The sequence below is a fragment of the Streptomyces sp. NPDC013157 genome, from assembly GCF_042899865.1.
GTDB lineage: Bacteria > Actinomycetota > Actinomycetes > Streptomycetales > Streptomycetaceae > Streptomyces.
The window spans coordinates 23,590-48,219 of sequence record NZ_JBIBAK010000005.1; the positions used below are offsets into that span (position 1 = coordinate 23,590).

18 protein-coding genes are annotated in these 24,630 nt (G+C 72.1%); 8 read left to right on the forward strand and 10 right to left on the reverse strand.

What is annotated here, in order from left to right; genetic code table 11:
• Positions 1 to 23: 23 nt before the first annotated feature.
• Together ACFY6U_RS16540 and ACFY6U_RS16545 are read right to left on the reverse strand one after the other, a co-directional pair.
• Positions 24 to 767, reverse strand: a complete 744-nt coding sequence (locus tag ACFY6U_RS16540) for a hypothetical protein (RefSeq protein WP_390038715.1) — start codon at positions 765 to 767, stop codon at positions 24 to 26.
• Positions 768 to 873: 106 nt separating this feature from the next.
• Positions 874 to 2,277, reverse strand: a complete 1,404-nt coding sequence (locus ACFY6U_RS16545; RefSeq protein WP_390038717.1) for a M1 family metallopeptidase — start codon at positions 2,275 to 2,277, stop codon at positions 874 to 876.
• A gap of 167 nt (positions 2,278 to 2,444) precedes the next feature.
• On the opposite strand from ACFY6U_RS16545, the gene ACFY6U_RS16550 reads away from it, so the two are divergent.
• The gene (locus tag ACFY6U_RS16550) at positions 2,445 to 2,792 is read left to right on the forward strand and encodes a DUF488 domain-containing protein (protein ID WP_390038719.1); all 348 of its coding nucleotides are present in this window, start codon (positions 2,445 to 2,447) and stop codon (positions 2,790 to 2,792) included.
• 128 nt (positions 2,793 to 2,920) lie between these two features.
• On the opposite strand, the gene ACFY6U_RS16555 is transcribed toward ACFY6U_RS16550, so the two are convergent.
• Positions 2,921 to 4,594 (reverse strand): FAD-binding dehydrogenase, encoded by a 1,674-nt coding sequence (locus ACFY6U_RS16555; RefSeq protein ID WP_390038721.1) that lies wholly within the window; start codon positions 4,592 to 4,594, stop codon positions 2,921 to 2,923.
• A gap of 13 nt (positions 4,595 to 4,607) precedes the next feature.
• Positions 4,608 to 5,237, reverse strand: coding sequence for a TetR/AcrR family transcriptional regulator (locus ACFY6U_RS16560; RefSeq protein ID WP_390038722.1), 630 nt, complete (start codon positions 5,235 to 5,237; stop codon positions 4,608 to 4,610).
• Positions 5,238 to 5,357: 120 nt separating this feature from the next.
• On the opposite strand from ACFY6U_RS16560, the gene ACFY6U_RS16565 reads away from it, so the two are divergent.
• From ACFY6U_RS16565 to ACFY6U_RS16575, 3 genes are all read left to right on the forward strand, one after another.
• Complete coding sequence (locus ACFY6U_RS16565) at positions 5,358 to 5,984, forward strand: alpha-ketoglutarate-dependent dioxygenase AlkB (protein WP_390038724.1); 627 nt, start codon at positions 5,358 to 5,360, stop codon at positions 5,982 to 5,984.
• An 81-nt stretch (positions 5,985 to 6,065) separates the two neighbouring features.
• Entirely contained in the window at positions 6,066 to 6,815 is a 750-nt protein-coding gene (locus ACFY6U_RS16570) for an MBL fold metallo-hydrolase (RefSeq protein ID WP_390038726.1), read from the forward strand.
• Positions 6,816 to 6,839: 24 nt separating this feature from the next.
• On the forward strand, positions 6,840 to 8,075 hold the full coding sequence (locus ACFY6U_RS16575) for a DUF4032 domain-containing protein (protein ID WP_390038728.1): 1,236 nt from the start codon (positions 6,840 to 6,842) through the stop codon (positions 8,073 to 8,075).
• Positions 8,076 to 8,099: 24 nt separating this feature from the next.
• Here ACFY6U_RS16575 and ACFY6U_RS16580 read toward each other — a convergent pair whose 3' ends face one another.
• Positions 8,100 to 8,969 (reverse strand): universal stress protein, encoded by an 870-nt coding sequence (locus tag ACFY6U_RS16580; RefSeq protein WP_390038730.1) that lies wholly within the window; start codon positions 8,967 to 8,969, stop codon positions 8,100 to 8,102.
• A 187-nt stretch (positions 8,970 to 9,156) separates the two neighbouring features.
• Here ACFY6U_RS16580 and ACFY6U_RS16585 point away from each other — a divergent pair, with 187 nt between their 5' ends.
• From ACFY6U_RS16585 to ACFY6U_RS16600, 4 genes are all read left to right on the forward strand, one after another.
• A complete protein-coding gene (locus ACFY6U_RS16585) occupies positions 9,157 to 10,833 on the forward strand; it encodes an FAD-dependent oxidoreductase (RefSeq protein WP_390038732.1) in 1,677 nt (558 codons plus the stop codon).
• Positions 10,830 to 12,308: an ATP-binding protein gene (locus ACFY6U_RS16590; RefSeq protein WP_390038734.1), complete on the forward strand. Its 1,479-nt coding sequence runs from the start codon at positions 10,830 to 10,832 to the stop codon at positions 12,306 to 12,308. The genes ACFY6U_RS16585 and ACFY6U_RS16590 overlap by 4 nt, the downstream gene beginning before the upstream one ends.
• Positions 12,305 to 12,658, forward strand: a complete 354-nt coding sequence (locus tag ACFY6U_RS16595) for a UBP-type zinc finger domain-containing protein (protein ID WP_390038736.1) — start codon at positions 12,305 to 12,307, stop codon at positions 12,656 to 12,658. Before ACFY6U_RS16590 ends, ACFY6U_RS16595 begins: the two co-directional genes overlap by 4 nt.
• A 147-nt stretch (positions 12,659 to 12,805) precedes the next feature.
• Entirely contained in the window at positions 12,806 to 15,682 is a 2,877-nt protein-coding gene (locus ACFY6U_RS16600) for an AAA family ATPase (protein ID WP_390038738.1), read from the forward strand.
• Between the two features lie 22 nt (positions 15,683 to 15,704).
• On the opposite strand, the gene ACFY6U_RS16605 is transcribed toward ACFY6U_RS16600, so the two are convergent.
• The 5 genes from ACFY6U_RS16605 to ACFY6U_RS16625 all read right to left on the reverse strand — a co-directional run bounded on the left by ACFY6U_RS16605 (position 15,705) and on the right by ACFY6U_RS16625 (position 24,455).
• A complete protein-coding gene (locus ACFY6U_RS16605) occupies positions 15,705 to 17,006 on the reverse strand; it encodes an SGNH/GDSL hydrolase family protein (RefSeq protein ID WP_390038740.1) in 1,302 nt (433 codons plus the stop codon).
• Entirely contained in the window at positions 17,003 to 19,348 is a 2,346-nt protein-coding gene (locus tag ACFY6U_RS16610; protein ID WP_390038742.1) for a glycoside hydrolase N-terminal domain-containing protein, read from the reverse strand. The genes ACFY6U_RS16605 and ACFY6U_RS16610 overlap by 4 nt, the downstream gene beginning before the upstream one ends.
• 110 nt (positions 19,349 to 19,458) lie before the next feature.
• Complete coding sequence (locus ACFY6U_RS16615) at positions 19,459 to 21,255, reverse strand: alpha-galactosidase D (protein ID WP_390038744.1); 1,797 nt, start codon at positions 21,253 to 21,255, stop codon at positions 19,459 to 19,461.
• 31 nt (positions 21,256 to 21,286) lie between these two features.
• Positions 21,287 to 22,477 carry an ROK family protein gene (locus ACFY6U_RS16620; RefSeq protein ID WP_390038746.1) on the reverse strand — a complete coding sequence of 397 codons (1,191 nt, stop codon included), beginning with the start codon at positions 22,475 to 22,477 and terminating at the stop codon, positions 21,287 to 21,289.
• 193 nt (positions 22,478 to 22,670) lie between these two features.
• Complete coding sequence (locus tag ACFY6U_RS16625; protein ID WP_390038748.1) at positions 22,671 to 24,455, reverse strand: M4 family metallopeptidase; 1,785 nt, start codon at positions 24,453 to 24,455, stop codon at positions 22,671 to 22,673.
• Positions 24,456 to 24,630 lie beyond the last annotated feature (175 nt).

Here is a 24,630-nt window from a genome sequence, read left to right on the forward strand (position 1 = left end):
ATCCTAAGCGGAGTTCCGGCGGCCTAGCGGGCGAGCCAGCCGGCGAAGCCCATGGCGATCACCGGATGCCGGTCCGGGTCGAGGGTGCGCAGCAACTCCTTCATGTGCGCCTTGGCGACACTGACGCAGGCGTGCGTGGGCCCGCCGTGGTCGACGTGCAGCCACACGCCGCCGCCCCGGTTCGCGCCCATCGGCCGGGTCCAGTCGAGCGGGGAAGTGCCCGTCTGGCGGTTGTAGTTGATGGCGACGACGTAGTCGAAGGAACCTTCCAGCGGCTCGCCCTCGAACCCGGTACCGGGCGAGGTGAAGCCGTAGGACTGGTGGTACGGCAGCCTGCTCCCCGGGTCGGCGAGCAGGCCGCCGGCGTCGGTCAGCCCGTACACGCCGACGGGCGAGCGCAGGTCCCCGGCCATGTGGTGCTCGCTCCAGCCGTCCCTGCCGTTGTGCGCGGGCCAACTGGCGCCGGACTGCCAGACGTCGTCGTCGCGTTCGTAGAGGACGACGGTGGAGATCGGCGAGTCCTTGCCCCGGCCGGTGGCGACGACGACCTGCTCCGCCCGCCCGGGTATCGCGGCCGTCGTCCTGGGCCCGAGCCCGGGTATGCCGCTCGGCTGCGGGCTGCTGCTCTCGGGTGTGGGGGAAGCCGTCGCCTCCGCCGGCCGGTCGTCGCCCGACCGGCTCGGCGCAGCCTCGGCGCCACCCCCGCACCCGGACAGCAGGAGGGGGGAGGCGGAGAGGAGGGCGACAGCAGCTCTGCGATGGATCATGAGACCGACCTTGGCCGACGAATGTAAGAAAGTCGTCAGCTTTCAGCGCCCCTTCAGGGGCACGGGGAACTGCGCGAGCAATCCCCACCGGCCCGCATCCGAACCGCTACGGCTTGCCCTTCTTGTACAACCACGTCTGGAACAAGGAACCGAGGTCCTTCCCCGACTCCCCCTCGGCCAGCTTCACAAACTCCGCCGTAGTCCCGTGGCCGTACCGGTGCTCCGAGGCCCACGCCCGCAGAATCCGGAAGAACACCGGATCCCCGACCGCCTTCCGCAGTTCGTGCAGGGCCATCGCGCCCCGCGCGTACACCGGTTCACCGAAGATGTTCTTCCCGCTCCCCGGATCCCCCGGCGGATACGCCCACAACTCGTCGCTCGCCGGCTTCGCGTACAGCGCGTCGAAGTTCTTCTGCGCGCTGTCGCCGCCGTGCTGCTCGCTGTACAGCCACTCGGCATACGTGGCGAAGCCCTCGTTGAGCCAGATGTCCTTCCAGGCGGTGAGGGAGACGGAGTCGCCGAACCACTGGTGGGCGTTCTCGTGCACCAGCGTGCTCAGATCCGGCGCCGAGTCGTAGATCGGCCGGCCCTGCGTCTCCAGCGCGTACCCGACGCTCGGCGCGTGGTCGACTATCGACCCGGCGGACCGGAACGGGTACGGCCCGAACAGCTTGCTCTCCCACTCCAGCACCGACGGCAGCTTCTTCAGCACGGCCGCCGACCCGCTCGCCTCGCGCGGGTCGACCGCGTTGTACACCTCGATCCCGTCCCGGGTGGTGTACTGCTGCACCTTGAACGTGCCGACCGTGGCGGTCGCGAGGTACGCGGCCATCGGCTCGGTCTGCCGCCACCGGAAGGTCGTACGGCCGCCGGAGGTGTGCTGCCCGAGGAGGACGCCGTTGGCGACGGCGGTGCGGCCCTTGGGGACGGTGATCGTGAAGTCGTACGACGACTTGTCCTTGGGATGGCTGTCGGCCGGGAACCAGGTCATCGCACCCTGCGGCTCCCCGGCGACGAACGCGCCGTCGTCGGTGCGGATCCAGCCGTCGGCCGAGCCGTCGGGGTCGGTGACCTGCTTGGGTGTGCCGTTGTACGCCACGGTGACCCGGAAGTCTTGGCCCTTCGCCAGCGCCCGAGACGGCGTGACGACGAGTTCCTGTCCGCTGCGGCTGAAACGGGCCGTCCGGCCGTCGACGGTCACCCGGGTGACCTTCAGTCCGCTGAGGTCGAGGTCGAAGCGGGTCAGCTTCTCGGTGGCACGGGCGGTGAGGACCGCCTTGCCGTCGAGGTGCCGGGAGGAGGTGTCGTAGCGGAGCGACAGGTCGTAGTGGCTGACGTGGTAGCCGCCGTTGCCGCTGAGCGGGAAGTAGGGGTCGCCCGCGCCCGCGGCGCCGATGGTGCTCGCCGAGGCCGTTCCGGCGGCGGCGAGCAGGGCCGCCACGGCGACCGGGACGGTGCCGAGGACGGCCTCGCGGCGGAGGACTGCGGTACGTCTGCTTGCGCCCTGCACATGAACTCCCTTGGGGGGTGGCCGATGATCAATGGCCCACAGACTAGGCGCGCGGGTCTCCGCGTTTCCCCCTCATTCTGGTCAAGCTGCGCCGCGTCGGCAGCCCGTGGGGCGGGTTCGCCGCTTACGCTCGCGGCACCGTCAGCGAGCCGAGAGGTGCATCGACCGTGAGCGTGCGCGTCCGCAGGATCTACGAGTCGCCCGAGCCGGAGGACGGGGTGCGCGTCCTGGTGGACCGGCTCTGGCCGCGCGGGGTGTCCAAGGAGGACGCGCACGTGGACGAGTGGCCGAAGGGGCTGACGCCGTCGAACGAGCTGCGCCGCTGGTTCCACGACGGCGGGTCGTACGAGGAGTTCACCCGACGTTACGAGGCGGAGCTGGCCGCTCCCGAGGCCGCCGAACTCCTCGACGGCCTGCGGGAGTCGGCCCGGAAGGGGCCGGTGACCCTGCTCACCTCGTCCAAGACCCCGGACGAGAGCCACGCCACGGTACTGGCGCGGCTCCTGACCGACTGAGTCAGCTGAGCGCCCCGTAAGGGGCGCAGGGGGTACCCCCCGGCCGAAGGCTGGGGGAGGAACTGCGCGACCAGCCACGACGGCGCCGCAGACGGCGACCGCACCTCGCGGCACCCCCGGCGCGACGCTCACGCAGTCTGCTTCGCCGCCGCGCGTCCCGCGGCCCGGCCCGAGAACAGGCAGCCGCCGAGGAACGTACCCTCCAGCGCGTTGTAGCCGTGCACGCCGCCGCCGCCGAAGCCGGCCACCTCGCCGGCCGCGTAGAGCCCGCCGATCGGCTGCCCGTCGGCACCGAGGGCGCGGGAGTCCAGGTCGGTCTGGATGCCGCCGAGGGTCTTGCGGGTGAGGACGTGCAGCTTGACGCCGATCAGCGGTCCGGCGGCCGGGTCGAGGATGCGGTGCGGGGTGGCGACCCGGCCCAGGCGGTCGCCGATGTAGCGGCGCGCGTTGTGGATGCCCTGGACCTGGGAGTCCTTGCTGTAGGAGTTGTTGATCTGCAGGTCGCGGGCGACGATCTGGCGGCGCACCTCGGCCGCGTCGAGCAGCGCCTTGTCCGTGAGCCCGTTCATCTTCTCGACGAGCTGGTCCAGGGAGGTCGCGGTCACGAAGTCCGCGCCGTGGTCGAGGAAGGCCTGCACCGGTCCGGGCGCGCCCTTGCCGAGGAGCCGGTCGCGCAGCACGGCCTTGCGGTCCTTGGCGGTGATGTCGGGGTTCTGCTCGGAGCCGGAGAGCGCGAACTCCTTCTCGACGATTTTGCGGGTGAGGACGAACCAGGAGTGGTCGTACCCGGCGATGTCCTCGGTGGTGCGCAGGTGCCTGAGAGTGCTGAGGGTGTCGTAGCCCGGCAGGCAGGGGTCGGGCAGGCGGCGGCCGAGGGCGTCGAGCCAGATCGAGGAGGGGCCGGGCAGGATGCGGATGCCGTGGCCGGGCCAGACGGAGTTCCAGTTCTGGATGCCCTCGGTGTAGTGCCACATGCGGTCGCGGTTGACCAGGCGGACGCCCGCCTCGGCGCTGATGTCGAGCATCCGGCCGTCCACGTAGGCGGGGACGCCGGTGACCATCTCCGCGGGGGGCGTGCCGAGGCGTGCGGGCCAGTAGCGGCGGACGATGTCGTGGTTGGCGCCGATGCCGCCGGTGGTGACCACGACGGCCTGGGCGGTGAGTTCGAAGTCGCCGATGCGGTCGCGGTTGGAGGCGACGCCGCGCGGTGAGTCGTCGGGGGCGAGGACCGTGCCGCGGACGCCGCGCGCCTCGCCGTCCTCGATCACGAGTTCGTCGACCTGGTGGCGGTGGTGGAAGGTGAGCAGTCCGTCGCGGGCGGCCTGCTTGGCGTACCGGGCGAAGGGCTCGACCACGCCGGTGCCGGTGCCCCAGGTGACATGGAAGCGCGGGACGGAGTTGCCGTGCCCGTCGGCCCGCAGGTCGCCGCGCTCGGCCCAGCCGACGGTCGGCAGCAGGCTGATGCCGTGGCTCTGCAGCCAGGGCCGCTTCTCCCCGGCCGCGAACTCGACGTACGCGCGCGCCCAGCGCACCGCCCAGGAGTCCTCGTCGTCCTTGCGGTCGAACTGCGCGCTGCCCTGCCAGTCGCTCCACGCCAGGTCGAGGGAGTCCTTGATGCCGAGGCGGCGCTGTTCGGGCGAGTCGACGAGGAAGAGCCCGCCGAAGGACCAGAACGCCTGGCCGCCGAGGTTGGCGGCGTTCTCCTGGTCGACCAGGGCGACGCGCCTGCCCCTGCTGGTGAGTTCGTGCGCCGCGACCAGGCCGGCGAGGCCGGCTCCGACGACGATGACGTCCGCGTCCATGGCGACGCCTTTCTTATCCGAATCGGGTGCTGCCGTCGGTCAGCAGCGCGGTGAGCAGTTGTTTGAGCCAGGCACGGGCCCGGTCCACGTCCTTGTCCAGCAGCAGCTGGACGGTGACCCCGTCGTAGGCGGCGACCACCGCATGGGCCGCGCTCTCGACGTCGCCGAGCACGGCGGGGACCGGGGTGTGGCCGCGGGCCCGCAGGAGCCGGTCGGCGACGGCCTCGCGGAGCCGGGTGCGGTGGTCGAGGAGGAGCCCGGCGACGGCCGGGTCCCGGGCGGCGTGCACCAGGAAGTCGGTCTTCACCAGCAGCCAGTCCACGTCGAGGAGCAGTACGTCCGTGACCCGGTCCACGGAGGCCGGTACGTCCAGGCCGGGTCCGTCGCCGGCGAGCGCGTCGGCGACCTGCCGGGCGATGAGGTCGGCGCGTTCCCGGTAGAGGGCGAAGAACAGCTCGTCGAGGGTGGCGAAGTTGGAGTAGAAGGCGCCCCGGCTGAACCCGGCGGCCTCGCAGACCTCCTCGATGGAGACCCGCCCGAAGCCCTTGGCGGCGAACACGGTGAACGCGGCGTCGAGCAGCCGGGCGCGGGTCTGCACCCGCCGCCGGGTCACGCGCCGTTGCGCACCGCCGTCCACCGTCATGGGCCGACCTCCGTTCAATACGCGAATGTATCGAATACATCGGTGTATCGAAAGAGGCCGCCACGGACCCGCCGGAGATCAAATGAGAACAGATTTTCGATTACGGAGTACGCTTGGCTCATGGCCACGCACCTCCAGGGCTCCCTGTTCGACCAGACCGACGAGCTGCGGCTCGGCACCCTCGACGGCATCGGCCGGACGGCGCTGGGCTCCGGCGCCTGGATCGACGTGCTGCCCGGCTGGCTGAGCGGCGCCGACGCGCTGTTCGAACAGCTGGCGGCGGACGTCCCCTGGCACGCCGAGCGCCGGCAGATGTACGACAACGTCGTGGACGTACCGCGCCTGCTCGCCTTCTACGGCGCCGCCGACCCGCTCCCCCACCCCGTCCTCACCGAGGCCCGCGAGGCGCTCACCCGGCACTACGCCGAGGAGCTGGGCGAGCCGTTCGCCACGGCCGGGCTCTGCTACTACCGCGACGGCCGGGACAGCGTGGCCTGGCACGGCGACCGGATCGGCCGGGGTGCGCGGGAGGACACCATGGTCGCGATCCTCTCGGTGGGCGCGCCCCGCGATCTGCTGCTGCGGCCGCTGCGCGGCGGCCCCTCGGTCCGGCGCCCGCTCGGCCACGGCGACCTGATCGTGATGGGCGGCTCCTGCCAGCGGACCTGGGAGCACTGCGTGCCGAAGACGGCCCGGGCCGCCGGGCCGCGGATCAGCATCCAGTTCCGGCCGCACGGGGTGCGCTGACCCGGGCCTCGGCAACGGGCGGCACACGGCATGTGGTTGGCTGTCCTCCGTTTCGATCTGCACGAACGGGCCGGAGTGATCATGCGGGCAGAGGTACACGAAGTCGGCAAGGGCGCCTATCTGGTGCACGGCCAGCACACCAACTGGGTGATCCTCAAGGACGGTGACGCCGTCACGCTGGTGGACACCGGCTACCCCGGGGACCGGCAGGGGCTGCTCGGCTCCCTAGCGGAGGTGGGCAGCGCGCCGGAGGCGGTCGCAGCCGTGCTGATCACGCACGCGCACAACGACCACCTCGGCTCGGCCGAGTACCTGCGCGACGCCCACGGCACGCCGGTCTATCTCCACGAGGCCGAAGTACCGCACGCCCGGCGGGAGTTCCTCCAGCAGGTGTCCGTGGGCGAGGTGGTGAAGAACGCCTGGCGGCCGGGGGTCGTGCCCTGGCTGGTGCACGTGCTGCGCGTCGGCGGCACCGAGCAGCACCCGGTCAAGGCGCCCGAGGCGTTCCCGGTCGCCGACGGCCCGCTCGACCTGCCGGGCCGCCCGGTCCCGGTGCACACCCCCGGCCACACCGACGGGCACACCGTCTACCACCTGCCCGAGGCCGGGCTGGTGATCTCCGGGGACGCGCTGGTCAGCGGCCACCGCACCTCGCGGATCCAGGGCCCGCAGCTGCTGCCCGACATGTTCCACCACGAGCGGGCCCGGGCCGTCGCCTCGCTGGACCTGATCGGCGCCCTCGACGGCGACGCCCTGCTGCCGGGACACGGCCCGCTGCACCGCGGTCCGGTGCGGGCGGCCGCCGAGCGGGCCCGGGAGCTTGTCTCGTGACCCACCGGCCTTAAGGTTCCTCCCATGGCCTTGCAGATCAACGCCACCAACCCGGAGCACCCCGCGCTCCTGCTCGAGCTCCCCTGGGACGTCCCGCTGGAGGAGTGGCCCGAGGAGTACCTCGTGCCGCTTCCCCGCGGCATCTCCCGGCACGTGGTGCGCTACGCCCGGGCCGGCAGCGAGGTCATCGCGGTGAAGGAGCTGGCGGAGCGCCCGGCGCTGCGTGAGTACGAGCTGCTGCGCGACCTGGACCGGCTCGGCATCCCGGCCGTCGACCCGCTCGCCGTGATCACCGGCCGCCTCGACGCGGACGGCGAACCGCTGGAGTCGGTGCTGGTCACCCGGCACCTCGGCGGCTCCATGCCGTACCGCTCGATGTTCGAGACGACCATGCGCCCGGCCACCATGCACCGCCTCATGGACGCCCTGGCGGTGCTGCTGGTCCGCCTGCACCTGGCCGGGTTCGCGTGGGGCGACTGCTCGCTGTCCAACACCCTGTTCCGGCGGGACGCGGGCGCCTACGCGGCGTACCTGGTGGACGCCGAGACCGGCGACCTGCACCCGCAGCTGAGCAACGGGCAGCGGGAGTACGACCTCGACCTGGCCCGGGTGAACATCAGCGGGGAACTGCTCGACCTGGAGGCCTCGGGGGCGCTGCATCCCTCGCTGGACCCGATCGAGTTCGGGTTCGAGATCTGCACCCGGTACGGCGAGCTGTGGAAGGAGCTGACCCGGACCTCGGTGTATCCGGCGGGCAAGTACCAGTACATCGAGCGCCGCATCCGGCGGCTCAACGACCTCGGTTTCGACGTGGCCGAGATGCAGATCGAGCACTCCTCCAACGGTGACTCGGTCACCTTCGTGCCGAAGGTGGTCGACGCCGGCCACCACCAGCGCCAGCTGCTGCGGCTGACCGGCCTGGACGCCGAGGAGAACCAGGCGCGCCGGCTGCTCAACGACCTGGAGAGCTGGATGGCCACCCAGGACGACTACGCCCCCGGCGACCCTCTCGCCGCCCGCCCCGAGGTACTGGCCCACCGGTGGGTGCGGGACGTCTTCCGCCCCACCGTGCGGGCCGTGCCGCTGGAGCTGCGCGGCTCGATGGACCCGGCCGAGATCTACCACGAGCTGCTCGAACACCGCTGGTACCTCTCCGAGCGGGCGCAGCACGACATAGGCCTGGAGAACGCGGTCGAGGACTACATCGAGAACGTGCTGCCCAAGGCGCGGGAGACCCTGGAGCCGGTCACCCCCGAGTGAGCCCCGGAGCGACCCCGGGCCGAGTCACTCGTGAGGGACGACGGCCACAGGGCAGTCGGCGTGGTGCAGCACCCCGTGCGCGACCGAGCCGATGCGGGCGCCGACCGCCGTGCGGTGGGCGCGCCGGCCGACGACCATCAGCTGCGCCCGCGCGGCCACCGAGAGCAGCACCTGCCCCGCGCTGCCCATCTCCACGTGCTCGGCGACCGGCACGTCCGGGAACCGCTCGCGCAGCGGCCGTACCGCCTCGGAGAGCGCCTTCTTCTCGTAGGGCTCCATGCCTCCGGACTCGTCGAGGAGCTTGAGCGAGCCCGGGCTGTAGGCGAAGACCGGCGGCAGGGTCCAGGCCCGCACCACCCGGACCGTCGCGCCCCGGGCAGCCGCCGTGCCGAACGCGAACTCCAGTGCTGCCGCGCTGTCCTCCGGGCCGCCCTGCTGACCCACGACCACCTCCCGTCCGGCGGCCTCCGCAGTGGGCCGGTCACCGGCGCGCACCAGTACCACCGGACGTGCGGCCCCGGCGATCACCTGCTGTCCGACGGAGCCCAGCAGGAACCCGACGACCCGGCCGTGCCCGCGCGACCCCAGCGCCAGCAGCTCGGCCCCGGCCGCCGCGTCGGCCAGCACCTCGACCGGGCCGCCCTCCCGCACGTCGACGCTCACCGCGAGCTCCGGATACCGCCCGGTGACGGTCCGCACCGACTCGGCCACCCCGTCGGACACCCACCCGCGCTGGGCCTCCCGGTCACCGCCGAGCGCCTCGTGCCGCTCGTACCGCCAGGCGTGCACCACCCGCAGCGGCAGCCCCCGGCGCACCGCTTCCCGGGCCGCCCAGTCGAGAGCGGCGAGGCTCTCCTCCGTACCGTCGACCCCTGCCGTGATCGGGCGTGTCATGCACCGGCCTCCTCGTCGGTTCCGCGTCTGCGTGATCAGTCTTCCGCACTGACGGGTGCCCACTGTGCACCCTCGTACCAGAGCGCAGGCGGGCGATCGAACATACGATGGGCGGGAACCGGTACGGTGTCCGCGCCCCTCCAGGGGCTGCCGTGCCGTGGAACCAACGGCTCGGGGTGGGAGACGTATGGCACAGGCTGCCGACGCAGCACGGACCGTCATCATGACCGTGGACGACGACCCGGGGGTCTCCCGTGCAGTCGCCCGGGACCTGCGGCGCCGCTACGGCGCGTCGTACCGGATCGTGCGCGCGGAGTCCGGGGAGTCGGCGCTGGACGCGCTGCGGGAGCTGAAGCTGCGCGGCGACCTGGTGGCCGTGATCCTGGCCGACTACCGGATGCCGCAGATGAACGGCATCGAGTTCCTGGAACAGGCCCTGGACGTGTACCCGGGCGCGCGGCGGGTGCTGCTGACCGCGTACGCGGACACCAACGCGGCGATCGACGCGATCAACGTGGTCGATCTGGACCACTATCTGCTCAAGCCCTGGGATCCCCCGGAGGAGAAGCTCTACCCGGTCCTCGACGACCTGCTGGACGCCTGGCGGGCCAGCGACTACAAGCCGGTGCCGGCCACCAAGGTCGTCGGGCACCGCTGGTCGGCGCGCTCCTCGGACGTGCGGGAGTTCCTGGCCCGCAACCAGGTGCCGTACCGCTGGTACTCGGTGGAGGAGCCGGAGGGCCGGCGGCTGCTGGCCGCGGCCGAGGCCGACGGGGACCGGCTGCCGCTGGTGATCACGCCGGACGGCACCCCCCTGGTGGAGCCGGAGGCGCCGGAGCTGGCCGCGCACGTGGGCCTGGCGACGACCCCGACGGCGGACTTCTACGACCTGGTGGTGATCGGCGGCGGCCCGGCCGGGCTCGGCGCGGCCGTGTACGGGGCGTCGGAGGGGCTGCGGACCGTGCTCGTGGAGCGGTCGGCGACCGGCGGCCAGGCCGGACAGAGCTCCCGGATCGAGAACTACCTGGGCTTCCCGGACGGTGTCTCGGGCGCCCAGCTCACCGACCGGGCCCGGCGGCAGGCCGCCAAGTTCGGCGCGGAGATCCTGACCGCGCGCGAGGTCACGGCCCTTGAGGTCAACGGGGCCGCACGGGTGGTGCGGTTCGCGGACGGTTCGGCGGTCGCGGCGCACAGCGTGATCCTGGCGACCGGTGTGCAGTACCGACAGCTGGAGGCCGCGGGCTGTCTCGACCTGACCGGCTGCGGGGTGTTCTACGGCTCCGCGCTCACCGAGGCGACCTCCTGCCAGGGCCAGGACGTGTACATCGTCGGCGGCGCCAACTCGGCCGGCCAGGCGGCGATGTACCTGTCCCGGTTCGCCAAGTCGGTGACCCTGCTCGTCCGCGGCGCCGACCTGTCGGCGTCGATGTCGTACTACCTGATCCAGCAGATCAACGAAGCTCCCAACATCTCCGTGCGCAGCCACACCGTGGTGGACGCCGCGCACGGCGTCGAGCGCCTGGAGCAGCTCACCCTGCGCCATGTCCGCAGCGGGGACCGGGAACAGGTCGACGCCCAGTGGATGTTTGTCTTCATCGGGGCGGCACCGCTCACCGACTGGCTCGGCGACACGGTGCTGCGGGACGGACGCGGGTTCATCCTGGCCGGGCCCGACCTGACCGTCGACGGACGGCCGCCGGCGGGCTGGGAGCTGGACCGGCCGCCGTACCACCTGGAGACCAGCATTCCCGGCGTGTTCGTGGCGGGCGACGCACGCGCCGAGTCCGCCAAGCGTGTCGCGTCCGCCGTCGGAGAAGGAGCCATGGCAGTGATGCTCGTCCACCGGTATCTGGAGCAGTCATGAGCGGGCAGCCGATGCCGTGCAGCCCGAAGGAGATCGGCGCGCTGTTCCTGTTCGAGAAGCTGGAGCCGGAGCAGCTCGGGCGGCTGTGCGCGGCGGGCCGGGTGGAGCTGTTCCAGCCGGGTCCGGTCTACACCGAGGGTGAACCGGCCACCTGCTTCTACGTGATGGTCGAGGGCACGGTGGTGCTCTCCCGGCAGGTCGGCGGGGACGACGTCGAGGTCACCCGGACCTCGCAGTCCGGCGTGTACGCGGGCGCCATGCAGGCGTACCTCGGGGACCGGGTGCGGCAGGCGTACAACAACTCGATGCGGGTGACCGAGCCGACCCGGTTCTTCGTGCTGCCGGCCGACACGTTCGCGGAGATCATGCAGGACTGGTTCCCGATGGCCGTGCACCTGCTGGAGGGCCTGTTCTTCGGTTCGAAGAACACCCAGGCGGCGATCGGACAGCGCGAACGGCTGCTGGCGCTCGGCTCGTTGTCCGCCGGGCTCACCCACGAGCTCAACAACCCGGCCGCGGCGGCCGTGCGGGCCACGTCCACGCTGCGCGAGCGGGTGGCGAAGATGCGGCACAAGCTCGCGATCATCGCCGAGAGTCCCTTCTCCCGGGAGCAGCTGGCAGGGTTGATCGAGATCCAGGAGCGCACCGCCGAGCTGGTCGCCAAGGCGCCGGCGCTCAGTCCGCTGGAGGCCGCCGACCGCGAGGACACGCTCACCGACTGGCTGGAGGACCACGGCTGCGACAACGCCTGGCAGATCGCGCCGACCTTCGTACAGGCCGGTCTCGACGTCGACTGGCTGGACCAGGTCGCGGTGGCCGTGGACGAGGAGATCCTGCCGAACTCGATCGGCTGGCTCAACTACACCATCGAGACAGAGCTGTTGATGAACGAGATCGAGGACTCGACCACCCGCATCTCGAACCTCGTCGACGCGGCCAAGCAGTACAGCCAGCTGGACCGGGCGCCGTACCGGGTGGTGGACGTGCACGAACTCCTCGACAGCACCCTGCTGATGCTGTCCGCGAAGATCGGGCAGGACATCCGGGTGGTCAAGGAGTACGACCGTTCGGTCCCGCCGGTCCCCGCCTACCCCGCCGAGCTGAACCAGGTGTGGACCAACCTCATCGACAACGCGGTCTGCGCGATGAAGGACGGCGACGGCGCGGGCGGCGGACACGGCACGCTGACCGTGCGGACCGCGCTCGACCACGAGCAGCTGCTGGTCGAGTTCCGGGACACCGGGACCGGGATCGCGCCGGAGATCAAGGACCGGATCTTCGACCCCTTCTTCACGACCAAGCCCGTGGGGCAGGGCACGGGGCTCGGTCTGGACATCTCGTGGCGGATCGTGGTGAACAAGCATCACGGCACCATGCGGGTGGAGTCGGAGCCCGGGGACACCCGGTTCCAGGTGCTGCTCCCGCTGACCGCCGAGGCGCCCGAGGAATCCGAGACACCTGTGGAGGCAGTATGAGCGGCGACACCGCGATAGACCCGAACGTTCCGCCGAGCGGCGCCGGGTGTGTGGAGTGCGACGCGGCGGGGGGCTGGTGGTTCCATCTGCGGCGGTGTGCGCAGTGCGGGCACATCGGGTGCTGCGACGACTCGCCCGCGAAGCACGCGACGGCGCACTTCCATTCCACCGGGCATCCGGTGATCCGTAGCTACGAGCCGGGCGAGGGCTGGTTCTGGAACTTCGAGACGGAGGAACTCTACGAGGCCGGGCCGGAGTTGGCGCCGCCGGTGAGTCATCCCGCGGAGCAGTCGGTGCCGGGTCCTGCGGAGCGGGTGCCGGCGGACTGGGCGCGGGTTCTGAGGGGCTGAGCCGCGTGCCTACGGGGGTGGGGGGTTCTGTGGTGACGGCGGCTGCAGGTGCGTCGTGGCTGGTCGCGCAGTTCCTCCCCCAGCCTTCGGCTGGGGGTACCCCCAGCGCCCCTGGCTTCTTGAGTGGTCCCTTGTCAGGATGAGGGCGTGTCGCAGAGATCTTTTGGCAGCCCTCTGATCGGGCGGGACAACGAACTGGGCCGCCTTGCCTCGGTGCTGGAGCGGGCACGGAACGGCAGTGGGCAGGCCCTGCTGGTCGCCGGGGACGCGGGGGTCGGCAAGACCCGGCTGCTGGACGAGGTGGCGGCCAGGGCGGCCGCGGACGGAACGACCGTCGTCGTCGGGCACTGTGTCGATCTCGGGGATGTGGGACTGCCGTATCTGCCGTTCACCGAGATTCTCGGGGTGCTGGCGGGTGATGAGCGGTTCGGTGGGGTGCTTGCCGCGCATCCCGTCGTGGAGCGCCTGCTCGGTGCCGCCTCGGACTCCTCCCGCGACGCCGACGCACGGCTGCGGCTCTTCGAGGGTGTGGCCGGGTTGTTCGCGGATCTCGCGGCGAGCGCTCCGCTGCTGCTGATCCTGGAGGATCTGCACTGGGCCGACCAGTCGTCCCGGGATCTGCTGCGGTTCCTGCTCAGCCGCGGGGTGCTGCCCCGGCGGCTCGCCGTGCTGGCCTCCTACCGTGCCGACGACCTGCACCGGCGGCATCCGCTGCGGCCGTTGCTCGCCGAGCTGGTGCGGCTGCCCGGGGTGGAGCGGCTGGACGTGCGGCCGCTGGCCGACGGCGAGGTGGCGCGGCTGGTGCGGGCGCTGGAGGAGCGGCCGCTGGCGGAGGCGACCGTACGGGACATCGTCGAGCGGGCCGAGGGCAACGCCTTCTACACCGAGGAGCTGGTGGCCGCCGCCGGCGCGGACGGCATGCCGACCGGACTCGCCGATCTGCTGCTGATCCGGGTCGAGCAGTTGTCGGAGACGGCCCAGCAGGTGCTGCGGACGGCCGCGGTGGCCGGGCGCCGGGTCGGGCACGATCTGCTGCGGGACGCGGTCGGCCTTCCGGACGAGGAGCTGGAGGCCGCCCTGCGGGAGGCGGTGGGGCGGCAGTTGCTCGTCGCCGGGGACGGGGACACGTACGCCTTCCGGCACGCCCTCGCGCGCGAGGCGGTGTACGGCGATCTGCTGCCCGGGCAGCGGGCGCGGCTGCACGGCACGTACGCCGGGCTGCTCGCCGCCCGCGGGAGCGGGGCGGCGACGGCCGCCGAGCGGGCGCACCACTACCGGGAGAGTCACGATCTGCCCGAGGCGCTGGCCGCCTCCCTGGAGGCCGCCGGTCACGCCCGGCGGATGGGTGCCCCGGCGGAGGAGCTGCGGCACCTGGAGACGGCCCTGGACCTGTGGCCGGCCGTGCCGTGCGAGGCGCGGCCCGCCGGCGAGGGGCTGGACCCGGTGAGTCTGACGCTGCGGGCGTCGGCGGCGGCCGCGCACTCCGGGGACGCGCACCGGGCCGTGTCGCTGACCCGGGCCGCGCTGGCGGGCGCCGGCCAGGACGCGGATCCCGAACTCGCCGCCCGGGTGCGCTACACCCTCGCGGGGAACCTGATCACCGTCGACAACCTCGCCGCCGCGTTCGCCTACAGCAGCGAGGCGCTGGCGATGATCCCCGCCGAGCCGCCGTCCCGGACCTGGGTGTGGGCGGCGGCCACGCATGTCATGGCGGCCCGTCAGGTCGGTGACGACGCGACCGCGCTGCGGGTCGCGCGGCAGGCCCTGGAGGTCGCCGAGCGGATCGGTGCCACCGCCGCCCGGGCCGACCTGCTGATCTCCCTGGCCCGGCTGGAAGGCGGCGGGCGCCACACCGGGGAGGGCCGGGAGCGGCTCCGGGAGGCGCGGGAGCTGGCCCGGGAAGCCGGGGACACGCCGGTGGAGATACGGGCGTTGTTCAGCCTGGCCATCAGCTGCTTCGAGTCGGGTGAGCTGCGCGAGTCCCTGCCGTGGATCACCGAGGGGCTCGACCGGGCCCGGCGGTCGGGGCTGCTGTCCTCGCCGTACGCGCTGGAGATGCGGTACCTGCGGCTGCTGGTGCTCTTCACGCTGGGGCGGTGGGACGAGTGTGTGCGGGTGGCCCGCGAGGATCCGGCACCCGGTTTCGCCGAAGGGCCCGTCCTGTACGTAGCACTGGCCCGGGGCGAGCCGGATGTCGTGGCGCGGGCAAGGGCGCTGCTCGGGGAGCCGTTCGACTGGATGGGCACGTTCGTCGGGGGAATCGTGCTGACGGACGCGGCCGCGCTGCGGGGTGATCCGGAGGAGGCCGTGGCCCGGGCGCGGGAGACGGTCGCGGTGCTCTCCGACGGGTTGGGGCGGGCGCCGCACGTGACGGTCCGGCTCGCCGCGCTCGCGCTGGCGGCGGTCCCGGACCGGGCGGCGGCGCAACGGCGCGGCGACGGGAGCGAGGACCACTGGACCGGCGCCGCCGGTGAACTGGTGGAGCTGGCCCGATCGGCGGCCGGGCCGCAGGGTCCGGAGGGGCAGGCCTGGCTGGCGCGGGCCGAGGCGGAGTGGGCCCGGGCCGTGTCCGGGCCGGCGGTGGCGGCCTGGGAGAAGGCGGTGGCCGCGTTCGCGTACGGCGATGTGTACGAGGCGGCGCGGGTGCGGCTGCGCTACGCCGAGGCCCTGGCGGCCGACGGGCGGCCTGCGGAGGCCGCGGAGCAGGCACGGGCGGTCCGGGAGACCGCGGTGGCGCTGGGGGCCGCGCCGTTGCTGGCGCGCTCGGACGCGTTGCTGCGCCGGTCGGCGCCGGTGGAGAACCCGGTCCCGCCGCTGACGGCACGCGAGCAGGACGTGATGCGGCTGCTGGCGCTGGGCCGCAGCAACCGGCAGATCGGCGAGGAGCTGTTCATCACCGGCAAGACGGCGAGCGTGCATGTCTCCAACATCCTCGCCAAGCTGGGCGCGGCGAGCCGTACGGAGGCGGTGGCGATCGCCTACCGGGAACGTCTGATCACCCCCGAGCCGACGGCCCAGGGGTGATCGGACCGGGGGTCCAGGTGGTTCAGCGGTCGCAGTCGAGGCCCGCCAGGTCGACGGAGTCGGCCATGGCCTGCATTCCCTTGTCGTTGGGGTGGATGTGGTCGCCGCCGTCCAGGAACGGCAGCATCCGCGCCTGGTCGTAGGGGCTGCGCAGGATCCGGTCGAAGTCGGCGATCCCGTCGAACTCCCCGCTGGTGCGGATGTACTGGTTGACCTGCCGGCGTACCGCCTCGCCCGCCTGGTCCCACTCCGGCCAGCCCTCGAACGGCCCGACGGTCGAGGCGACCACGCACTTCCCGGCCGCGTGCGCCCGCCGGACGACCTGCTGGTATCCGGCGATCAGGTCGGCCGCGGTGACCCCGGTGTGGGCCTTGATGTCGTTGACCCCCTCGAAGAGGAAGACGGTACGGACGCCCGGCTGGCTGAGGACGTCGCGGTCCAGCCGGTTGAGGGCCGCCTGCCCGGCGCCGTCGGCGAGGACCTTGTTGCCGGAGATCCCCTCGTCGGCCACGCCCTTGACCTCGGTGCCGGCCTTCTGGAGCCGGCGGGCGAGGTAGTCGGGCCAGCGCCGGTTCTGGTCGCTGGTGGAGGCCCAGCCGTCGGTGATGGAGTCGCCGAGCGCCACCACCGCCCCGGTGTCCGGGTCCTTCGGCCGTACGGAGACCGAGTCGAGGTACCACCAGGATCCTGTGGTGCCGGTCCAGTTGGCGGCGCTCTCCTCGGCGGTGTGGTCGCCCTGGGTGAGGTAGGAGGTCTGCATGGCCATCCCGTGGCCGGTGGCGGGGCCGGCCGCGTCCGGGCTGTGCAGGCTGACGACCAGGTTGCTGCCGGCGGGCAGGGTGCCGGGCAGCGGGTCGCTCCACACGGTGGCGCCGGCCGGCACGGCGACCGTGCGGGCGCCGTCGAAGGTCAGCCGCCTGTTGCTGCCCGGCTTGAGGGCGGCGCCCGCGCTCTGCAGACCGGCGTAGACGCTGTCCAGGTTCAGCGGCCGGTCGCCGAAGGCGTTGGACAGCCGCACCCGCAGGTCGCTGCCGGCCGTGCTGGTGTGCACGACCAGCCGGTAGCCGCGGTCGGCGGTGCCCTGTCCCAGCTGGTCGGCGCCGGCCCCCCAGGTGACGACGTCGTGCCGGGCTGAGGCGGCGGACCGGGAGGAGGACGGAGCGGGCCGGGCGGGTTGGGGGGACTGCGAGGACTGCGGGGACTGTGCCGACGGCGACGCGGAGGACTCCCGCACGGGTGTCGCCCCGGCGGGCCCGGTCTGGCAGGCGACCGTGGCCAGCAAGACGGCGGCGACGCCGACGAGCCGCGCGAACCGGCCGGTCACCGCGCCAGGTCCTTCAGCGTGACGGACGTGCCGGGCTTCAGCGTGATCGTCCGGGTCTTCCCGCCGTAGGCGACCGTGGTCGTACGGCCGCCCACGCTGCGGATCCGGGCCTCCGTCGGCCGGCCGTCCCGCCAGCTCAGGTCCACGACGAAGCCGCCGCGCGCGCCCGCTCCGGTGACCTTGCCGGAGGCGGCCCAGGCGTCGGGGAGGGCGGGCAGGAGTTCCAGGTGGCCAGGGCGGGAGTACAGCAGCATCTCCAGGATGGCGGCCGGGGTGCCGAAGTTGGCGTCGATCTGGAAGATGCCCCGGCCCTGCTCGACCTCGTAGATGTCGAAGAGGTTGGGCGAGGTGCCGTTGCTGCCGTTGCTCGAGGGGCGGAGGTTGCGCACGACGAGCTGGTAGGCCTTGTCGGCGTCCTTGAGCCGGGCCCAGCACAGCGAGCGCCAGGCGTTGGCCCAGCCGAAGCTGTCCATGCCGCGGGCGGTGAGCAGGGCGGTGGCGCCCTTGACGATGTCGGCGGGGGTGGAGCCGTCGGGGCGGATCCGGTCGCCGGGGAAGAGGTTGATCAGCGGCGAGAGGTGGCGGTGGGTGGTCTCGCCGAGGTTGTCCGGGGACATCCACTCCTCCAGCCAGCCGGTCTTGGGGCTCACCACCGGCAGGTAGAGGCGTTCGCGCAGGCCGCCGATGGTGGCGGCGTATCCAGCATCTCTCTTCAGCTCGGCGGCTGCAGTACGGAAGTTCCCGAACAGGATCCAGACCTGTTCCTGCGCGTAGGTGATGCCCTTGGCGTCCAGCGGTCCCTGCTCCGGCGACCAGTCGCTGTCCGCGATCAGCACTTCCTTCCCGTCCTCCAGGGTGGTGGTGAGCAGCCGCGCCGCCCAGAACTCGCAGGCGCCCTTGAGGAGAGGGTAGATCTTCTCCAGGTGGGCGCGGGATTGGGTGAACTCGTAGTGCTCCCAGAGGCTCTGGCACAGCCAGGCGTTGCCCGCCGGGTGCCACCACCAGCCGCCTCCGCCGAAGGGGTTGGTGGAGATGGCGACGGTCCAGCCGGCGACCTCGCCGTTGGAGTTGCGGTAGCGGTTGCGGGAGTCCTGGAAGAGCCGCTGCGTGAGGTCCGTCCAGGACGGGAGCTGGGCGAGGCAGTAGTCGGTGAACGCGTCGAAGCACTGGGACAGGCCCAGCCGGTCGGACATCCAGTAGTTCATCTGGATGTTGATGTCGGTGTGGTAGTCGCCCATCCAGTCCGGGTCGTTGCCGTCCAGCCAGAGGCCCTGGAGGCCCGTCGGCAGGCTGTCGCGTGATCCGGCGATCATCAGGTAGCGGCCGAACTGGGCGTAGGCGGCCTCGAGTTCGGGATCGGGATCGCCGGTGTCGGCGCGGGCCTGGAGACGCGCCCAGGTGTCCAGTTCGCGCTGGTCCGCCGTCGACGTACCGAGGGAGAGGTCGAACTGGCCGAACAGCGCCCGGTGGTCCGCCGCGTGGGTGCGCAGCAGGGAGTCCGCGGAGTGCCGGGCGGCGGCCTTCACCTTGGTACGGGCCAGCGCCACCGGGTCGACGGAGGTGTCCCGGTAGCCGGCGGCGGCGTCCGGTGCGTAGTCGGTGCCGCCGCTGAGTACGACGGTGAGCTCGCGGCAGTCGGCGAAGCTGATGTGCGACCCGCTCACCCGCACGCTGCCGCCGCTGCCGTACGCCTTGACGGCGGCCCCGTACCTCAGTCCGTTGGCGAAGGACCCGGCGAACGACTCGGCGGTGCCGCCGGTCTCCCCGTGGGTGCCCTCCAGGGTGATGGTGCCGGTGTAGCGCCCGCCGCCGTCCTGGCCGAAGTGCAGCACGATCACGTCGTCGGGACGGCTGGCGAACACCTGCCGCCGGTACGTCACGCCGGAGCGGACGTAGGACGCCGTCACCACGCCGTTGTCGAGGTCGAGGGTGCGGCGGTAGTCGGAGACGGCGCCCAGGTCGTGGTCGGGTATCTCGACGGTGAGCCGGGCGAGGAGGGTGAGCGAGCCGAAGTCCGCCCGGCCGTAGGGGAACTGGCCGTCGGAGTCGAGGGTGTCGTTGAGACCGCCGGTCCACAGGGTGGCGTCGGTGACCAGGAGGAGCTCACGGCCGGAGTCGTTGCCGGCGAGGGCGCCGAGCCGGCCGTTGCCGACGGGCAGCCCCTGCGTGATCATCGACCCGTCGTCGGCAGGCGCCTGCCACCAGAGTTGATGGCGAGGGGTGGCGAGCGGTTCGGAGGACCGCACCGGCGCGGCGGATGCGGTGAAGGAGGGCAGCCCGGCCAGGGCTCCGGTGGCTGCCGCGAGGGCCAGGAAGCTGCGTCTACTGGGTTGGTTGTCCATGGAGTTCCAATCCGACGTCCGTGAGAAGGGCGCCCCCTCGGGGGCGCGGGGAACTGCGCGACCGGCCCCCACCGGCCGGCAGCTCCCGAACTACGCGCTTACCGAGGCCACTAACGGGGCGACTTGGGAACGTCGATCCGGTCGACGTCCGGCGCGTACCCCGACCCGCTGTCGAAGCTGATCGTGTTCGCACCGGCCTTCAGCACCACCGGCACACTCACCGTCGCCACGGTCCCCCAGTCCCCGGTGGACGGGAACTTGTGGCCGGTCCCTGCCCCGGAGTTGGCCGCGACGGTGGCCGGCCGGGAGTCACCGCTGATGTAGGCCACCTTCACCAGATACGTACCGGCCTTGTCGACCACCACGTCGTTGAAGGTCAGCTTGCCGCCCTGGTACAGGTTTCCGACCTTCTGCCGGCCGGAGCACGCGTCGCACCCGGCGACAGAGGCGTTTCCGCTCAGCGTGTTGCCGCTCGCCTCGGCCTCGTACCCGGTGGAGGCCAGCGCGCTGCCCTTCGGCGTCACGGTGAACAGGCGTGAGCCGTGGGCCGGCAGCGCTTCCGTGATCTTGTTCTGGAAGCTGCCCAGGTTCTCGTGGTTCCACAGGTCCCGCACCGACGCCATGCCGGTGAATCCCAGCGCCGTCCAGTCGGCGGTGACCGCCGAGGGCGAGTCCGCGAGGTTGAACAGGGCGACGGTGTAGGTGCCGTCGGCGTTCTTCGCGGCCCAGACCTGCTGCGGGTCGGACGGGGTGATCGGCCGGGCCGGCGGGTTGTCGCTCTGGTCGATCGCGATGACGTCGCGGTTGGTCAGCAGGGAGACGCCGTAGTCGTCCAGCTTGGTGATGTCGTCACCGGTGAACAGGGGCGACTTGGCGATGGCCCACAGCGTGGCGTAGCTCTGCCGTTCGGCCTTGGTGAGGCCGTCCATCGCGCCGTTGCCGACGTCGAGGGAGTCGAGGTCGTTCCAGCCGCCGGGGCCCGCCTTGCCGGTCCAGGCCGGGGTGTCGTCCCAGCGGTCGTCGACGGAGTTCTCCCAGCTGACGAGGGTGTTGCAGTAGCACTCGACGTCGGTGTCGATGCGCCAGCCATTGGTGTACTTCTGCCAGTCGGCGGCGTGCCCGAAGTCCAGGGACCAGGAGGCTTCCAGGTGGATCGCATGGCCGGTGGCGGCGATCGCCCGGTGCCAGGCGGCCACGTCGGCGACGTTGTCGTACTGGTCGCCGCTCTTGCCGGAGCCGGGGCCGACGCCGTCGAGCTTGAGGAAGTCGTAGCCCCAGCCGGCGAGCAACTGGGCCTGCGAGTCTATGTACTTCTGCGCGCACGGCTTGTCGAAGTCGAGCTTGTACGAGCTGTCCCAGCCGTTGGTGGTGCGCAGGTCGTCGTAGACGACGTCAGCGGTGGTGCAGCCCTCGGCGTTCCAGATCGGCGTCTTGCCGTCGCCGTACGCGCCCTTCTCCAGGCCCACCGGGAGGTAGATGCCGGCCTTGAGGCCCTTGGCGTGGATGTGGTCGGCGACGGCCTTCATGCCGCTGGGGAAGCGGGCGGGGTCGGCCTTCTGACGGCCGTACTGGTCGTACCCCTGCTTCCAGTTCCAGTCCATCCACCAGCCGGCGTCGATGTTGACGTAGTCGTAGCCGTACTTCTTCAGTTTGCTCGCCAGGGCGTCGGTCTGCTTGAGGACGTTCGCCTCGGTCAGGTAGCTGTAGTCGCCCTTGTCGTTCAGGCCCGGGTACTTGGACGACTGCATGCTCCAGCTCGACCAGCCCATGTAGGGCTTGGCGGCGATCGGGGCGGGGGTGTCGGCCTGCGCGGCGGGCACGGTGGCCGCGAAGGCTGCCGTGAGTGCCAGCACGAGGACGGTTCTCAGCCCGCGTACGGGCAGGGCGGATGTCGAAGGTGACCGCATGGGCCCTCCAGGGTTCGGGGTCTTGGGCGGCTCAGCCCTTGCCCGTCGGTGTGGGAGAAGAGGTGATGAAGGACTGGATCGCGGCGGCCGCGGCCCCGCGTGCCCACTCCTCGAAGGGGAGCGGGCGGGTCTGTACGTCGCACCGCGCGGCGGAGCCGAAGGCGGCCGCGGTGAACGAGTCGAGGATCTGCTCGGCGAAGAGGTCGTGGGCGGCGAGTCCCTCGCCGGAGATGATCACGCGTTCGGGGCCGAAGAGGTTGGCCACCGTGGCGATGCCCCGGCCGATGGCCTCACCGGCGCGGGCGTACACCTCGCGCGCTCCGGGCACGCCTTCGTGGGCGAGGGCCACCGCCGCCGCGGAGTCGGCGACCTGACGGCCGGTCACCTCCCGCATGCGGGCGACGATCGCCGCGTCCCCGGCGATCGCCTCCACGCAGCCGCGGTTGCCGCAGTGGCAGTGGGGCCCGGCCGGGTCGATGGCCACGTGCCCGATCTCCCCCGCCACGCCGTGCGCACCGGACACCACCTGGCCGTGGACCACCAGTCCGCAGCCGATGCCGGCGCCGACGGTGACGACGGCGAAGTCGGAGAGCCCGACACCGGCGCCGAACCACTGCTCGGCGACGGTCAGGGCGCGGACGTCGTGGTCGACGACGACCGGCAGTCCGGTGGTCATCGCGGCGAGTTCGGCGAGGGGCACGTCCCGCCAGTCGAGGAAGGGTGAGTACCGCACGGCCCCTTCGGCCCGGTCCACGTCGCCGGAGACGGCGATGCCGAGCCCGAGCACGGGGGCGCCGAAGTCCTCGGCCTCGGTGCGCAGTTCGTGGGTGAGTTCGGCGACGGAGGTCAGGACGGCCCTGGCCGCGCGGTCCGTGACCGGCAGCCGGCGGGCCAGCAGGATCCGGCAGCACAGGTCGGTGAGGACCGCGATGACCTCGTCGCCGGTCACCTTGACCCCGATGAACAGAGCGCGTCCGCCGTCCACCCGCACCAGGTTGGCGGGGCGCCCGAGGGCGGGCCGGGCCTCGCCGTCGGCGTCCTCCGCCAGGTACCCGGCCGCGAGGAGCGGCCGGACGGCCTTGGTCACGGCCGCCGGTGACAGGCCGGCCCGGCGGGCCGCCTCCAGGCGGGTGAGGGGGCCGTGGCACAGGACCGTGGTGAAGATCTGCGAGACGGCCGGCGTGTGGGCCGGGAACGTCTCGGCTCGGGAGGTGGAGCGCATGGCCGGGAACTTAGGTGGCTTATTTTCCGCTGTCAATAAAAGAAACAGGAATCACCTGATGGTTGACTGTGAGGCTCCCGTGGCCTTCAAATGACGGGTGGGGCGGGGGCGTTGGCTCACGTTCCGCAAGCGCGACCGATCCGGGTGCCCAGCCCCCCGACGGGGCACCCGGATCAGCGGTGGGGCGCGCCCGTCAGCGGCGGGCGGCCGGCGTGTCGGCCTCGGTGACGTTGACCGCGGCCCAGGCCTGGTCGACCGTGCGGTACTCGGCGCCGTTCGCGCCGTAGAGGTCCTTGGCCGCCCTCAGCGTCGCGATCCGCGCGTCGTGGAAGTCGGTCGAGGAGACCATGTACCGGGTCAGGGCACGGTAGAAGATCGCCGTGGCCTTGGCGCGGCCGATACCCGTGACCGTGGACCCGTCGTAGGTGGGCGAGTCGTAGGTGGTGGCGCCGATCGTCTTGCGGCCGCTGCCCTCGGCGAGCAGGTAGAAGGCATGCGACGAGACGCCGGAGCCGGCGTGCACCTCGGCGTCCGCCACCTCGGGCGACCAGTAGTCGACCGTCCCTTCGAGGCGGTCGAGCGAGGGGTGGTCGAGGCGGCGCAGGAACTTCTGGCGCAGGCCCAGCTTCTCGCCCAGCAGGTAGTTCGGCGGGTTCTTCGGGTTGTTGGCGAAGAACTCCACGCCGGAGCCGAAGATGTCGGCCAGCGACTCGTTCAGCGCGCCCGGTTCGCCGAACTGGTTGCCGTCGTTGTCGACGCGCGTCGGTTCGAGCTTGGCGGTGGCGTCCACCACGCCGTGGGTCAGCTCGTGGCCGGTGACGTCGAGGACGACCAGCGGCTTCTTGATCTCGTCGCCGTCGCCGTCGCCGTACAGCATGCAGCCGCAGGCGGAGTCCCAGAAGGCGTTGCCGACCTTGTCGCCCCAGTGGACCATGGCGCGGGCGGGCTTGGAGTTGTTGGCTATGCCCTTGCGGCCGAAGGTCTTCTTGTAGAAGTCCAGGGTCTCGGTGATGCCGTACTGGGCGTCGGCGGCCGCGCTGCCCCGGCTGGTTGTGGTGCCGTTGCCCCAGCTGTCGGTGGCGCTGGTGAACTTGGTGCCCTGGCCGAAGCTCTCGGTCTCCCTGCCCTTGGCGTCCCGGGTCTCGGTGCCGTAGCGGGTGGGGTCCTTGAGCAGGAAGCTCTTGCGGGCGGTCTGCGTGGTGGTGAGCGGGACCTTGCCGACGAAGAGGGACCTGCCGGAGCCGTGGGCGGTCACCGGGTAGTGGGCGGCGGCGGAGACGGACGCGCCGGCCAGGGCCTGGGCCTGTGCGCCGGTGCCGGTGGCCGGGTCGAGGGTCTCGCCGTGGCTGCGGAGGGTGTCCAGCAGCCTGGGCGAGAGGAACTCGTCGCTGTCCGGCGTGTTGCTGCGCACCTTCCCGGTGAGGGCGTCTACGACGACCGTGCTGGAGCCGTCCGCACCGTCGACCGCCACCTGGTAGGCGAGGGCGGCGGCGCCGTCGCGTGCGTCCACCACGAGCCGGGCGGTGCCGGCGTCGCCGTCGGCGGCCGCGGCGGCCTTCTCCTCGGCCTGCCGGACGGTCAGCTTCGCCTCGGTGGCGGCGGGCCTGACGGTGTGGTCGGCCGCCCGGGTGACGCCGCTGTAGGCCAACCGGCGGGAAAGATGGACGACGAGGTCGCCGCCGAGCACCGGCATCCCCCGGTGGGTGCGGACGAAGCGGACATGGCGCGCCCCTTCGGGGTCGATCATCACGTCCTGCGGCTGGAGCTCGTCGCCCGCGCCGACTCCGGTCGCCGCGGCATGGGCGAAGGCCGCGGTCCGGGCCGCCGCCACCACCTGCGCGGCCGTCGTGGCGGAGGCCGCCACGGCCGGCTGTCGTTCCCCCGTCGCGGGGCCGGCGAAGGCGGTGCCGGCCAGGCCCGTGGCGGCCGTCGTCACGGCGACGGCGACCGCCACGCTGCGTATGTGCGCGCTACGCACTGATCAGGGTTCCTTCGTTCGAAGACGGCCGGGGTCACCAACCGCCTTGCGGCAGGGCGCCGTCGGGCGCCGAGAGGGCTGGTCGGGCCCCGAGCCGCAACCCTTCCGGACGAATCATGTACATGTAAAGCGCAATTCGTTACGTTTCTTGCCTTTCGTGGCATTACTTGGCGAA